This window comes from Paenibacillus sp. S29, from assembly GCF_049319765.1.
GTDB lineage: Bacteria > Bacillota > Bacilli > Paenibacillales > Paenibacillaceae > Paenibacillus > Paenibacillus polymyxa_B.
In genome coordinates this window covers 130,589-145,078 of sequence record NZ_JBMOUI010000009.1, presented here as the reverse complement: position 1 = coordinate 145,078, position 14,490 = coordinate 130,589, and the positions used below count along the sequence as shown (strand labels likewise).

Here is a 14,490-nt window from a genome sequence, read left to right as displayed (position 1 = left end):
ATGGTGGAGAAATGGGTTTGGATGGGGGTTGCAGGGGCAATTGTGGGTTATGCCACTTTTGCTAATATGAGCGTTCCTACATCAACTATTACAGAAGTAAATCAGAGTCATTCGACTGTTCCGCTTAGTATGCAGAGTAAGCAAGGAAGTGCAGCGAAACGCGTTGTACATGACCAGGAGATGCAATTTGGAGGACAAGGACAAACGAGCTTTAGATTTGAAGAGGGGCGCAAGTTGTACATCAGTATTAAGAATACAGGCAAGCAACCCGTACAATACAAGCTCAATAGTGCAAATGGATTAGACTTGCAAGGGTCAACGAGCGGGTTTTCCAGCCAAACGTTGCAGCCGGGAGAACGCCACGATCTGCTGTTTGTAAAGCCAGAGGGGCAGGATGAAGCTGTAAGTGACTCCTTGAAAGAGATGATTTTGAAAGTAAGTACGGACGATGGATCGCAAGGAAGCGTTAAAACCTTCGCATATATTACACTGTAAGCCCCTTCCAGAAAGGGTGCGACATGCGGTCATTAGTCTACTTATGTTACAATAGAACGGTTGAAGACTTAATGAACAGAATAGGTCAGAGCAGAAAGCAGAAAGGATGACCCGTTGTGCCCAGAAACCATGAATTCGGTAATCAAAAGATGTCACGGAGGCTGTCACTCACAGCCATTTTACTTACACTTACTTTTGTAGCACTTACTGGCTGTGGTCAGGATAAGAATGCTGAAACCATTGATACTGGAAGCAGTACAAGCGTGATCGAGAACGGAGCCGGTGGTAATCGTAGCGGTTCAGCCCAAAGTGACAAAGCAGCGAAAGAGAGCGAGAGTGCAGAAAACAGCGGTACGGATGCACAAAAGTCAGCTCCTTCGGCTCCAGCTGCTTCATCGGATACATCTTCTTCTCCGGCAGTCTCCAATCCATCGCAAAATCCATTTGAGGTAGCAGGTATTCAAGATCCTAAAGCGTTTTTGAACACGTTCAAAGCGCTGCAGAAGGCAGTTGCCGACAATGACAAGGAGAAAGTGGCCGATTATATTTTGTACCCTCTGCGTGTTAATGATAGTGAAAAGTCGCTAACGATTCCGAATAAGAAAGATTTTATGGCCAAGTATGATCAGATTTTTACGGACGCAATTCGTGAGGCGCTGGTGAATCAAAAGACAGATGATTTGTTTGTTAATTATCAGGGAGTCATGGTGGGTTCCGGTGAACTGTGGTTGAGAAGAGCTACGGACAATCCGAAGCTTTTTGGAGTCTTTTCGATTAATCTTGAAACGGTTGCCAACTAAGTCGTACTCCGTGTGTAAATGACCTCTAAACGGTCGGAAACATATATCATGTTTCTGACTGCCCCCCTTTAAAGAAAGAAAAGTATAGATGATACATACCAAAAAAAGGTTTGACATCACTCCTAAACTCTCGTATTATATCCATATAACTCATTAAACAGGTAGGAATTAAAGAATTAAAGTATGATCTCGCCATTTTGGCGGAGAACCTCTAGGAACAGCAGGCAGACACTGTCCACGCGACAGGTTTGACCTATCAGAGCTGCATCAGGGAATTCTCCGCTCTTTTTTTGATTATGTCTGTAAATAACAGGCGTAAATGAATACAAATTACATAGAATGCGGGGTGTCTTGATGAAAAGGCAATGGAAAAGTGGACTTATTCTCGGACTATCTTTGGTTTTAACGATTATGCTGAGCGCTTGCGGGGCAAGCAAGGGAGGGACGCAGGCGGATGGTAGTTCTGCTGCCGGTTCCAAGGAAGTGGAGTTGCTCAATGTTTCTTATGATCCGACCCGTGAGCTGTATGAGGCATATAATAAAGCGTTTGCCGCCCATTGGGAGAAGGAAAAAGGACAGAAGGTTACGATCAAGCAATCTCATGGAGGATCTGGCAAGCAAAGTCGTTCTGTGCAGGACGGGCTGGATGCGGACGTGGTAACTCTGGCCCTGGGCTACGATATTGATGCGCTACAGGAAAAAGGATTTGTTAAAGAGGGGTGGCAAAGTAAATATGAGCATAACAGCGCCCCGTACACTTCAACCATCGTGTTACTGGTGCGCAAAGGGAACCCGAAAGGGATCAAGGACTGGGACGATTTAATCCGTGGCGATGTGCAAGTTATTACACCGAATCCTAAAACTTCGGGCGGGGCACGTTGGAACTATCTTGCAGCCTGGGCCTATGCGCTCAAGAAGAACAATAACGATGAAACTAAAGCCCAGCAGTTTGTACAGGACCTGTATAAGCATGTGCCCGTACTGGATAGCGGAGCACGTGGAGCGACAACGACTTTTGTAGAGCGTGGAATTGGCGATGTGCTGATTGCATGGGAAAATGAAGCATTGCTCTCCGTGAAGGAGCTGGGTGCGGATAAATTCGATATCGTATATCCATCGATCAGTATATTGGCTGAACCTCCGGTAGCAGTAGTCGATAAGGTGGTAGATAAAAAAGGTACACGCGAGGTGGCGGACGCGTACCTGAAATATTTGTACAGTGAAGAAGGGCAGACCATTGCTGCCGAAAATTATTATCGCCCAACACTGGAGAGTGTGACGGCAAAGTTCAAGGATCAATTTCCTAACTTGGAGCTCGTAACCTTGAAGGATGTATTCGGGACATGGAAGGAGACGCAGCAGAAGCATTTCAGCGACAAAGGCATTTTTGACCAGATTTATGTACCCGGCAGTTCATAAAATAGGTGGACTGTGTAGGGATTGGATCGGTAGCCGCGAGTGTCATAGTGAATGGATTCAGAGAGGGATGAACAGAACATGAGTCAAGTGCAAGCCACCCGAAAACGCGTACTTCCCGGGTTCGGGTTAACAATGGGTTATAGTGTGCTGTATCTCAGTCTGGTGGTGCTGGTGCCTTTATCGGCACTGCTTCTGAATTCAACTGGACTGACGTGGGAAAAATTTTGGGACGTGGCGACTGATGTCAGGGTGCTGGCTTCCTACAAGGTAAGCTTTTTGTGTGCCGCGGCTGCGGCGCTGATCGACCTGTTTCTCGGTTTATTGATAGCCTGGGTGCTGGTGCGTTATGAGTTTCCGGGGAAACGAATTTTTGATGCGGTGATTGATCTACCCTTTGCTTTGCCTACTGCCGTAGCGGGGGTTGCTTTGACTGCTCTGTATGCGCAGAACGGCTGGATCGGTTCATTGTTTGAACCGCTTGGATGGAGGCTGGCATACTCACAGACGGGAATTACGCTAGCATTGATGTTTATTGGCATTCCGTTCGTCGTACGGACAGTTCAGCCGGTTTTGGAGGAGCTGGATAAGGATGAGGAGGAGGTCGCTGCTACGCTGGGAGCTGGCAGATGGCGTATCTTCTGCAGCGTTATTGTGCCGGAGCTGGTGCCACCGCTGCTGACGGGTTTTGCGCTCGCCTTTGCCCGTGGTATTGGCGAGTACGGTTCTGTCGTCTTCATCTCTGGCAATATGCCGATGAAAACGGAAATTGCTCCACTGCTCATCATGTCCAAGCTGGAGCAAAATGACTATGCAGGAGCTACGGCGGTAGCGTTGATGCTGTTGGTGATTTCATTCGTGCTGTTACTCGTGATTAACAGCATTCAGCGCTGGTCACGGCGCCGTGCAGTTTAACGTAACTGCCTAAACGCAACTGTCTAATGTAATTATCTAACGTTAACATGCAGGGCTACGCATGATACCCGCATTCTAAGGAGGGATACACCATGTCACAAGCAATAACTGGGCAGGAGCTTGCTTCTGCACCAGTGCCTTCATCCGCACCGCCCAACAGGGTCACAACCGAGGCCACTTGGGTGAAGTGGACGCTGATTGGTGCTGCTTTTTTAGCTTTGCTCTGGGTGCTGGTATTGCCGCTAATCGTCGTGCTTACCGAAGCGCTCAAGCAAGGATGGGGCGTCTACGTCGAAGCGTTACGGGACCCAGATGCCATGTCTGCATTGCGGTTGACGCTGCTGGTGGCAGCGATAACGGTACCGCTGAATACGGTATTTGGTGTAGCTGCCGCTTGGCTGATCACGAAATTTCAATTTCGCGGCAAAGGCTTGCTGGTCACCTTGATTGATTTACCTTTTGCCATCTCTCCTGTCGTCGGAGGGCTGATGTATGTATTAGTGTTCGGCGCACAGGGCTGGCTTGGACCGTGGTTGGACGAGCATGATATTAAAATTATATTTGCTCTGCCTGGTATTATTTTAGCGACGCTGTTCATCACCTTTCCATTTGTGGCGCGAGAACTCATTCCAATGATGGAAGATCAGGGACAGCAGGAGGAAGAAGCGGCGGTCACGCTGGGCGCGCGCGGCTGGCGCATTTTCTGGAAAGTGACGCTGCCGAATATCAAGTGGGGTCTGCTGTATGGCATCATTTTGTGTAATGCGCGAGCCATGGGTGAGTTCGGTGCAGTGTCCGTCGTCTCTGGACATATCCGGGGAGAGACGAATACACTGCCGCTGCATGTAGAAATTTTGTATAACGAATATCAGTTCTCGGCATCTTTTGCGGTGGCCTCGTTGTTATTGTTACTAGCTCTGGCTACTTTGGTGCTTAAAAGCTGGTTTGGACGCAAACGCGTGCATTAATTTATGATTTTGTATATGATCCCTCAGGGCCTCTCTTTGCGTCTATCGTCTGTTAACGGCGAGAAGATGGGAAGAGAGGCCCTTGTTCTAAGGTAGCTTATATGGATAATAAAATGATCATATCAAGGCACGTTGGTGTGCCCAGGAGGAGCGAAGGGAAAAATGAAACATCCGTTTCAGTCCTACCGTCAGCTGTTTCCAGTACTGTCCTCACATATCCATGTAGGGAGTTGTTCCCAGGGGGCCGTATCAAGGCCGGTTTCCGCTGCCATTGAGGAATATCATCGAAGTTTGCTGCAACACGGTCATAACGGCGATCTGTCTATGGCACGTTTGGAGGAGGCTAGAGGGCATTTTGCCAAGCTCATTGGGGCGGAGCCTGACGAAATTGCGGTCCTGTCCTCAGCCTCTGAGGCGATTGCCGGGGTGGCCACAGCCCTTCCTTATGTACGGGGAAAAGAAGGCATTGTGTATGCGGACACCGACTTTCCGACGGTGGGACACATCTGGCAGGCACAGGAGATGTTCCGGGATCACATCTGCTGTATCCCCTCCATCGAGGGAGAAGTGACGATAGAGCAGTATGAGGAGCATGTTACGGAGAAAACTGCACTCGTTATGGTGTCACAAGTGAACTATACCAACGGATTTCAGCAGGATTTAAAATCCATTGCCGATATAGCCCACCGAAAGCAGGCGTTGCTGTTTGTGGATGCTTATCAGTCTGCAGGGATCATTCCAGTGGATGTAAAGGCAATGGGCGTAGATATTTTGGTCGCGGGAGCACGCAAATATATGCTTGGAATTCCAGGCGTGGCTTTTCTTTATGTAAGTAAGGACCGAATAGACCGCTTCAAGCCCCGTCTTACAGGCTGGCTTGGGCAGGAGCCCGCTTCCCGGTTTGATATTGCTCACCCGCTTCCGGCGGCGGGAGCCCGACGCTTTGAGACGGGATTGCCTTCTTTCATTAGCATTTTTGCTGCCAATGCGGCCTTAAAGCTGCTGCTAGAGATTGGAGTCACGAGTATTCAGGCCTATATGAGTGAGTTGTTGGATTTTTCCGTTGAATATGGACGGCGCAAAGGGTTACACATACGTGTACCTTACAGGGGAGGCACATTACCAAGCCTGCTCGCTGTTGAAGTAGCCGACGTGTCGGCTGTGGAAAGGAATTTGAGAAGCCAAAATATGATCGTTTCAGCACGAAAGGATGTTATCCGTGTGGCTCCGCATTTTTACAATACGGCTGAGGAAGTCCGACGGGTCATAGATGAATTGGCAGGGCGATGGTGAACGAACGGCAAAAGCCTCTTCCGAGTGAATGGGAGTATAACATCCCTTTTTACACAGGAGAGGCTTTTTGGACGTTTAGAATTTAATTATACGATCCGTTTGCGCAGCCAGCCGGAAATCAGATCCGTCAAAATGATCAGGACCACAATGCCGAGCAAGATAACGCCTACACGGTTCCAGTTGCGCATTTGGAGTGCAAACAGTAGCGGAGTACCGATACCACCTGCACCGACCAGACCGAGCGTGGTAGCGGAACGGATATTAATTTCAAAACGGTAAAGCGAATACGAAAGAAACTGTGGAATCACCTGCGGTAGCACGGCGAAGAAAATCACCTGCCAACGGTTGGCACCGCACGCGATCAAAGCCTCTTGAGGCCCGTGATCGACACTTTCGATCGTTTCCGAGAAAAGCTTCGCCAGCATGCCGATGGAGTGAATGCCGAGGGCAAGCACACCCGCAAACGAGCCGGGGCCAACGGCTTTGATAAATAGGATGGCGACGATCATTTCGGGAAAAACCCGGATGACACTAAGCACAAATTTCCCGCTACCCGATAAGGGACGTAGACGGGTCATATTGCTGGACGCCCAAAAGGCGAACGGAAGGCAGACAAATGCGGACACGAAGGTTCCGAGCACTGAAATGACCAGCGTATCCAGCAACCCGCGCAGTAAATCCTCTCCCTCAGGGATGTAGACGAACGACCAGTCGGGATGAAGGAAGCCGTCCAATATAGCGACAGAGACACTTTTAGCCGTTCCCTGTAATCCTTCAAACTGCATCCCGCGAAAAGCCCAAATATAAATGATGATTAGCAGAATAGCTATCGCCCATAGGCGTAGGCGGGAGCCAATAGGTCTGCGAAGCGTAGGATCATTCATAATAATTTCCTCCGTAGCAGGTTACTGCCGTAATCAATCGCAAGGACGATGACGAGGGTCAGTAGAATAATGATGCTTGCCCGATCATATCGGAACAGCCCCAGAGAACGGTCAAGCAACAGACCGATACCGCCAGCCCCGACCAGGCCCAGAACGGAAGCCGCGCGCACATTAACCTCAAAGGTATACAGTAAGTACGACACAAAATAAGGAAGAGCCTGCGGAACCACACCAAAGGCGATGACTTGAATGCGGCTCGCGCCAACAGCGGTCATGGCTTCCAGCGGCCCGGGATCAATGGCTTCAATCGCCTCAAAGGTCAGCTTGGCTATGATGCCAAAGGAGAAGAAGAGCAGGGCGAGCATCCCTGCAAACGGCCCGATGCCGAACACCGCCACAAAGATTGAGGCAAACAGCAAATCAGGAATTGTCCGTACTAGGTTCAGGATCGTGCGCATCGGCAGCGAAATCAGTTTGCGCGGCATCACATTATAGGCACACAGCAACGCGACAGGGATCGCCAATATGGCTCCCAGTGTCGTGCCGACAATGGCGATCTGGATCGTTTCCAGCATGGGTTTCCAGATGGTAGGCAGGTAGCTCCAGTCGGGTGGAAACATTTCGCCCAACAATTTGCCCATCTCCGGCAAGCCGACGATCAACTGGTAAGGTGTGGCATCCGTATGAATGGAGCAGGCTACCAGCACCACGATAAAAATCATCCAGGTGGCATAACGCTTGTAACGTCCTGGCAAAGGTGGCCCTGCGGGCGGCTTGCCTGGCTGCGGCGGTCCAGCATGCGGTGACGGTTGCGTCGAAGAGAGCGGCTGGGCAGTAGAGTCGGGCTTCATGATCCCACTCCCAGCAGTTCATCATGCTTGATGGCTCGGCCGTAGATCTCCGCAAAGGCCTCATCCGTAGCTTCCTCCGGTGTGCCGTCAAAGACCACTTCCCCAGCGCGCAATCCGATGATCCGCGTTGCATATTCGCGCGCGAGATCAATGAAATGCAGATTGACGATGGTCGTAATCTGCATTTCACGGTTGATGCGCTGGAGGTCATCCATGACCTGGCGGGTGGTCAGCGGGTCCAGCGATGCGACGGGCTCGTCCGCTAGAATGATTTTAGCCTCCTGCGCCAGAGCGCGGGCGATGGATACGCGCTGCTGTTGGCCACCGGACAGTTCATCTGCCCGGCTGTAAGCTTTTTCGCGGATGTTCACGCGCTCCAGCGCTGTTAGTGCCAGTTCGATATCCTCCTTCGGGAAGAGACCGAGAATGGTCCGCAGCGTCGAATGATAGCCGACGCGGCCGGAAAGTACATTGCGGAGCACTGTCGAACGCTTAACCAGATTGAAGCTTTGAAAGATCATGCCGATATCACGGCGAATGCGCCGCAGCTCGCTACTTCCAGCAGACGTGACGGACCTGCCACCCACGACAATGTCGCCGGACGTAATGTCATGCAGTCGGTTAATGGAACGCAGCAGGGTAGACTTACCTGCACCGGATAAGCCGACGATGACGACCATTTCCCCCTCCTGAATCGTCAAATTAATATGGTTCAACCCTTTGGTGCCGTTCGGGTATGTTTTCGATACGTTACGGAATTCGATCATATGCTCCCAACTTTCTCCCCCGATGGGGTGGAATGAAAACAACACCGCCATGAATACATGGACGGTGCTGCCCTGTCATTCGTAAAGCCTGTTTCGTAGCTGTTACTTCATTACAGTACCTTGTTTGCTCCGATTACTTAACCGCTTGGCCAACGGCTTCGGCGTATTCACGCACGGAGTCGAAGTTTTTATCGTCACCCTTTTCATAACCTACATGGGTGTAAATTTCTTTAATGATCTCGCCGCCTGTAGGGTCTTTGGCAATGTCAATAAAGGCTTGGCTGATCTTGTCTCTCCACGCTTGATCCATATCAGAACGTACGCTGACGGTGTCATTTGGAATTTTAGCTGTGTAATGAATGACGCGAGTTTTTTCAAATACATCCGGGATTTCCTTCTTCACCGTGTTACGTGCATCCTGGAAAACAGCTACCGCATCAACTTGACCGTTCAGCAACGCCAGAATAGCAGCATCGTGGCCTTTGATTGTCACACCCTGCACATCCGTGTCCGGGTCCACGCCAGCTTTTTTCAGTTCTGCTGCAGGGTACACGTAGCCTGCGGAGGAGGTTACATTTTGCCAGCCAACCTTCTTGCCTTTCAGATCAGCTAGGCTTTGAATCGGAGAATCCTTTTTCACCACGATCATTGCTTTATAAAAGTTTACTTTTTCAGTCGTGTCCTTGCCTGTAGCATCTTCAATGCCGTAACGTTGAGCTTGCAACAGCAAATCGGCTGCTTTACGGTTATCGTGGGCCAGTACATAAGCATTCGGCGGAAGGAATCCTACATCGACCTGCTTGGAAGACATGGCTTCCACAATTGTATTGTAGTCAGGAGATACCGTTACTTTCACCGGGATTCCAAGCTTGTCACCCAGTAGATTTTCGAGCGGTTTGGCTTTGGCTTCGAGCGTATCTGCATTTTGAGAAGGAACGAACTGTACCTTTAACTCCTTAGGAACATAGGCTGTGCTTTCGTTTTTAGAGCCATCTGTACCCGGAGTGGACGCGCTGTTGTTATTGCTTGCATTGGAGCCACAAGCGGCTAGGCCCGCTGCCAGTGTGAAGGTCATGCACAAGGTCAGTGCTTTTTTAAACAAAATAATTTCCCCCTAAACATAGTAATAACGAAAATAAAATTAAAAACCTGTAAATGCTGTGACAAACCAAATCTTAACAGCTAGTCCCACAGCTAGGGTTAAAACCACTCCTGACTTTGGTAAAAATGATGTAAAATTTATCGTATGGTAAAAACCGTTTTCTGGATTTATGCGAAATGTTTATTTTAACATTCTCTTAACAGTGCTCTGTTAGACTTGTTCAAGCTCTATGACCGAAGCTGAGGGAGAGAACAAGAGTGGATATTTTGGATATTAACGAAAAGGCAGACCAAGACAATGTAAGCCTTGTGAGAGTGAAATTCCGCATTATAGTTACAACCGATTTGCATGTCAGTTTGTGGAATTACGATTATTATACGGATCAGGAAACGCTGCATTACGGTCTGGCGCAAACAGCCAGCTTGATTCAAATAGCCCGGGCGGAGGTGCACAATCACCTGCTGCTGGATAACGGAGATGTGATTCAGGGGAATCCAATGGGAGATTATGCTGTACAGCGAATCCAACAGGACCCAAGCGCGGTGCATCCCGCCTATAAAGCCATGAATCTGCTTGGATATGAGGCAGGTAATATCGGGAATCATGAATTTAACTATGGACTGGAATACTTGCAGACTTGCCTTCAAGGAGCGCAATTTCCTTATGTGAATGCCAACATTTATATAGCAGGAGAACAAGAACGAAATTACTTTACACCTTATCTATTGCTGGATAAGACGGTAGAGGATGAAGCAGGCGGTAAGCATCTGTTGAAGGTGGGGGTCATCGGCTTTGTCCCTCCGCAAATTATGCAATGGGACAAGGCGTGGCTGGAGGGAAAAATCATTGTCAAAGATATGCTGGAAACGGCAAGACGGTTTATTCCAGAAATGAAGGCAGCGGGAGCCGATCTGATCATTGCTATGCCCCATGCAGGCTTAGAGGATATTCCCGAAACGCTTGATATGGAAAATGCAGTGCTGCATCTGAGCAGGGTGGAAGGGATCGATGCCATTGTGTTTGGTCATGCCCATAAAGTATTTCCCGGACCTTCGTTTATGGGGAAAACAGGTGTTGATCTAGAGCGAGGTACCATCCACGATATTCCAGCAGTGGAACCGGGTTTTTGGGGGGATCATCTGGGTATCATTGATCTGGAGCTGGCCTTTAGTGGAGGGAAGTGGCAAGTGGCTGCATCTGCTGCCGAGGTACGCCCGGTGTATGATCCGATACGCAAGGAGGCGCTGGTACAACCGGATACTGCCATTCAGCTGGCGGTAGCAGAAGAGCACGCCGGAACATTGGAGTATATTCGTGCACCTGTAGGTCAGACGACGGTGGCGGTGAGCAGCTTTTTTGCTCAGGTGATGGATGATGCTTCGGTTCAGCTCGTGAATGATGCGCAAATGTGGTATGTGAAGCAGCAGATGCAAGGGAGCGAGTACGAAGGATTGCCCGTTCTGTCGGCAGCAGCTCCTTTTAAAACAGGCGGCAGATATGGCCCATCATACTATACCCATATTCCGGCGGGGACGTTGGCGATCAAGCATATCGCCGATCTGTACAATTTTCCGAATACGCTGCATGTCGTTCGACTGAGCGGAACGGAAATCCGGGAATGGCTGGAGTGGTCTGCTGGACAATTCCGGCAAATTGATCCTTCAGCAGAACAAGAGCAAGAGCTGATTAATTCTGACTTTCCAAGCTTTAATTTCGATATCATCGACGGCATCAGGTATCAAATTGATGTAACACAGCCAGCCAGATATGATGCTGACGGGGGTCTAAAGGACCCAGATGCACACAGAATCATTCAGATGTCTTTTGATGGCGAACCGATGGATATGCAGCGAAATTATCTGGTTGTTACGAATAACTATCGCGCGTTTTCCTCTGCGCTGGTCAATCCGGGTGGAGAGCGAATTATACTTGCTTCACCGGATGAGAACCGTCATGTGCTGACCGAATACGTGCGGCATATGAAGACGTTAACGCCAAAAGCTGACGGCCATTGGTCCCTCGCCCCATGGTCGGGGCGTCCGCATGTGACGTTCCTGACCTCGCCGCAAGCAACGGATGCCGCTAATGCCTATTCGGAGTTGCTTTATGAAGGGTTAACAGTAGAGGGATATGCTAAGTTTGCCATCGATTTCGCACGTTCACGGTAGAACTACTGACTAGTTTTTGTCCTATAAGTCCACAGCATCAAAATAATAGAAATAGACTGTCCCGCAGAGGACGGTCTTTTTTCATAAAACAGTTTTAAAATCGTACAAAATTCGTGATTTTATATGTCCTGAGTCGTGTTTAAAGTTATTGACCTCTCGTATAAATAGACATATACTTTGATTAAACAAATTTTGGTTTAAAAGGTAATGAAAAAGTCACCATCATTCGTTTGAGGGGGTGTCCCTTTGGAAAAAAACACCACGATCCGCGCAGAAATAGAAAAGTATATTCAAAGTGAAGGCATTTCAATGCAATGTTTTGCAGATGCTTCCAAGGTAAATCCGGGTACACTTAGCGGTATACTTAATCGGAACCCACCACGGCCTATCTCAGTCAATCAGCTTGATCTGATTACCGAGGCCATGGGATTGGAAGAAGGATCTTTGTTCGAGATGTATGTGGATGAATGTTTTATTCATTCCTTACCACACTGGAGGAGGTTGCGTCCGTTTCTCCTACGTTGCTCAGAGTTGAACAAGCTGGAGTGTATACGCAGTGTACTTGGCTATTTGATGGACGATTTATCGAACGTTCCTGCTATTTTTGAGACCGCAGAAGCGATGTTTGAGGATGGCAGACATGAAGCCGCTATGCTTCTGTATGATTGTGTCATCGAGAGTGAGAAGTATACCCACTCTGAACGGTTGGCGATCAGCTATTTCCGTATATTCCAGATTCAGATTAAGGATAACCAACGGAACTTGAAGGCTGCTGTACAATTCCATTTGTACCGTAGTCGTCTACCGGAAATTTACGCACTGGAAGGCTTACATATGCTATCTCAAGTGTTTGCTTTAAAAATGCAATGGTCCGAGATGGAAATGTATGCGGACGAGTTAAGAGAGCTGGCGCAGGCATTGTATCGCAATCGGAACCGTTTTGGAGATGAGCACCTGGAGCTGCTTAAACCGCTCGTTTATTACTATGCTCAGGGGCATCTGCTCAAGGCCAGCTGCTATGAGTTTCAGGGCAGATATGAGGAATCCAAGCAATGGATTGAGGGTTATGCAGATTTGAGCTGGTTTGAGGGTTTAGACGAAGAAGGCTGGAAAGTGGTCAACCTACATCGTGTATATGCACAGGGCAACCGACTTTGTATTGAAATTAAAATGGGCAACACTTCTGCAATCTATGAATATATTACTTACCTGCGTGAGCATCCGGATGAGACACTGGAAGGCTTGAACACCTTGCTCGAATCGGCGAACCGGTTCGGTTATTTCGTGGATGCCGAACTGGGACTGTTTAGTCAGCAACTCAAGAGCTTCTGGGAGCTTGCACCGGAACGATGGGACACTCATTATCGCAAGCACTTTAATGCATTTCGCTTTGCATCCTTTTGTAAGGTGTATGCGGAATATTATTTCCGAAAAGGCGATTACCCCGAGGGAGTGGGACAAATACTGCATTGCTTGCAACTGTCTGTTGATAATAGCTATACCGAACATATCATTGGTTGTATGGCTTTATTTGAGCAGCATCGGAATTTTGCTACACCGGAACAGCAGCAGCTGTATCAGAGTCTGTGTCTGGGCGTACGTGCAAATGAAAAGAATCATGCCTATGATCACAGTACCGGTGGATATTTATAATTCCAAATTTCTTTCGAATTCTTCATATAACACGTTATTGCGAGGATGTTCCTGTTTCAAAAGGGGATGTTCTCGTTTTTTAGCTGCTGCTGTCGCTTGTGACTTTTAACATAGAGAGGACCGTTTTGCGCGTTGACAAGTTTCGCAAGCGGGATTAGGATAAATGCAGCACAGAAAGTGAAGGAGAGCATGTACAAATGACGATTCCCAAAACATTAACGATAGCGGGCTCCGACACAAGCGGTGGAGCGGGTATTCAGGCAGACCTGAAAACCTTTCAGGAGCTTGGCGTATATGGCATGACCGTATTGACAACCGTAGTAGCGATGGGTCCTAAAACCTGGGATCATCTTGTATATCCTGTTGCGTTGGATGTGGTAGAAGCGCAGCTGCGTACTGTATTGGAAGGTATCGGTTTTGATGCGATGAAAACCGGTATGCTTGGTTCTGTTGAAATTATCGAGCTGGTAGCCAGCCATTTGAAAAAGCATGATCTGAAGCGGATCGTAATTGACCCGGTTATGGTCTGCAAAGGCACGGATGAAGTGCTTCAGCCGGAAAATACAGAGGCGATGCTGGAATTGTTGATTCCTGGCGCTGACCTGGTAACACCGAACTTGTTCGAGGCTTCGCAACTGGCGAAGAATGGACCGATCACGACACTGGAGCAGATGCAGGAAGCGGCTGCGATTATCCATGAGCGTGGAGCTAAGCATGTACTGATCAAGGACCGTGGCAAAATTCGCGCAGGTAAAGCGATGGATCTGCTATATGACGGAATCACTTTTGACTGGTTTGAAGCCGATGTTGTAAAAACAAACTTTACCCACGGTGCAGGCTGCACCACTTCGGCAGCGGTAACGGCTGGTTTGGCTCAAGGGCTGACTGTACGTGAAGCAGTGGATCAGGCCAAGAGATTTATTACACAGGCCATTAAAGGTAGCTTCAAGCTGAATGAATTCGTCGGTCCGACCCTGCATGCGGCACATCGTTTGCAAAATCAATAAAGCATGAAGGTCTGCGATCTTAGAAAGACTTATAAATCTCCATCAGGCTGAATATATATTAGATTGTTTTAGATCATGACTTTTTTGATATATAGAGTTAGATGAGGCTCAAAAGCCGCAATACATAGTATTGCGGCTTTTGAGGTTGTATTTTTTTGGAATTGCAGCTTC

The 14,490-nt window shown here is 48.5% G+C and carries 13 protein-coding genes; 9 read left to right on the top strand and 4 right to left on the bottom strand.

Annotated features, from left to right (window positions below; genetic code table 11):
* The 6 genes from ACL9RM_RS16810 (at position 1) to ACL9RM_RS16785 (ending at position 5,887) form a co-directional block, all read left to right on the top strand.
* Positions 1-495: a hypothetical protein gene (locus tag ACL9RM_RS16810; RefSeq protein WP_250266717.1), complete on the top strand. Its 495-nt coding sequence runs from the start codon at positions 1-3 to the stop codon at positions 493-495.
* A gap of 116 nt (positions 496-611) precedes the next feature.
* Positions 612-1,295 carry a hypothetical protein gene (locus ACL9RM_RS16805; protein ID WP_250266716.1) on the top strand — a complete coding sequence of 228 codons (684 nt, stop codon included), beginning with the start codon at positions 612-614 and terminating at the stop codon, positions 1,293-1,295.
* Positions 1,296-1,649: 354 nt separating this feature from the next.
* On the top strand, positions 1,650-2,714 hold the full coding sequence (locus ACL9RM_RS16800) for a sulfate ABC transporter substrate-binding protein (protein WP_235306377.1): 1,065 nt from the start codon (positions 1,650-1,652) through the stop codon (positions 2,712-2,714).
* Positions 2,715-2,792: 78 nt separating this feature from the next.
* Complete coding sequence (gene cysT, locus ACL9RM_RS16795; RefSeq protein WP_235306376.1) at positions 2,793-3,626, top strand: sulfate ABC transporter permease subunit CysT; 834 nt, start codon at positions 2,793-2,795, stop codon at positions 3,624-3,626.
* A 92-nt stretch (positions 3,627-3,718) separates the two neighbouring features.
* A complete protein-coding gene (gene cysW / locus ACL9RM_RS16790) occupies positions 3,719-4,594 on the top strand; it encodes a sulfate ABC transporter permease subunit CysW (RefSeq protein ID WP_069290433.1) in 876 nt (291 codons plus the stop codon).
* A gap of 162 nt (positions 4,595-4,756) precedes the next feature.
* Positions 4,757-5,887, top strand: coding sequence for an aminotransferase class V-fold PLP-dependent enzyme (locus ACL9RM_RS16785; protein ID WP_414126411.1), 1,131 nt, complete (start codon positions 4,757-4,759; stop codon positions 5,885-5,887).
* Positions 5,888-5,973: 86 nt separating this feature from the next.
* Here the strand turns inward: ACL9RM_RS16785 and phnE (ACL9RM_RS16780) are convergent, their stop codons facing one another.
* The 4 genes from phnE (ACL9RM_RS16780) to ACL9RM_RS16765 form a co-directional block, all read right to left on the bottom strand.
* Positions 5,974-6,771 (bottom strand): phosphonate ABC transporter, permease protein PhnE, encoded by a 798-nt coding sequence (gene phnE / locus ACL9RM_RS16780; RefSeq protein WP_013312028.1) that lies wholly within the window; start codon positions 6,769-6,771, stop codon positions 5,974-5,976.
* Positions 6,768-7,622, bottom strand: coding sequence for a phosphonate ABC transporter, permease protein PhnE (gene phnE, locus ACL9RM_RS16775; RefSeq protein ID WP_250266714.1), 855 nt, complete (start codon positions 7,620-7,622; stop codon positions 6,768-6,770). Before phnE (ACL9RM_RS16775) ends, phnE (ACL9RM_RS16780) begins: the two co-directional genes overlap by 4 nt.
* Entirely contained in the window at positions 7,619-8,389 is a 771-nt protein-coding gene (gene phnC / locus ACL9RM_RS16770) for a phosphonate ABC transporter ATP-binding protein (RefSeq protein ID WP_039273947.1), read from the bottom strand. Before phnC ends, phnE (ACL9RM_RS16775) begins: the two co-directional genes overlap by 4 nt.
* A 133-nt stretch (positions 8,390-8,522) precedes the next feature.
* Positions 8,523-9,491 (bottom strand): phosphate/phosphite/phosphonate ABC transporter substrate-binding protein, encoded by a 969-nt coding sequence (locus tag ACL9RM_RS16765; protein ID WP_250260388.1) that lies wholly within the window; start codon positions 9,489-9,491, stop codon positions 8,523-8,525.
* Positions 9,492-9,748: 257 nt separating this feature from the next.
* On the opposite strand from ACL9RM_RS16765, the gene ACL9RM_RS16760 reads away from it, so the two are divergent.
* From ACL9RM_RS16760 to thiD, 3 genes are all read left to right on the top strand, one after another.
* Positions 9,749-11,659, top strand: coding sequence for a bifunctional 2',3'-cyclic-nucleotide 2'-phosphodiesterase/3'-nucleotidase (locus ACL9RM_RS16760; protein ID WP_250266713.1), 1,911 nt, complete (start codon positions 9,749-9,751; stop codon positions 11,657-11,659).
* A gap of 246 nt (positions 11,660-11,905) precedes the next feature.
* A complete protein-coding gene (locus ACL9RM_RS16755) occupies positions 11,906-13,312 on the top strand; it encodes a DNA-binding protein (protein ID WP_165179296.1) in 1,407 nt (468 codons plus the stop codon).
* Between the two features lie 197 nt (positions 13,313-13,509).
* Positions 13,510-14,319, top strand: coding sequence for a bifunctional hydroxymethylpyrimidine kinase/phosphomethylpyrimidine kinase (thiD, locus tag ACL9RM_RS16750; RefSeq protein ID WP_250266712.1), 810 nt, complete (start codon positions 13,510-13,512; stop codon positions 14,317-14,319).
* Positions 14,320-14,490: the final 171 nt, after the last annotated feature.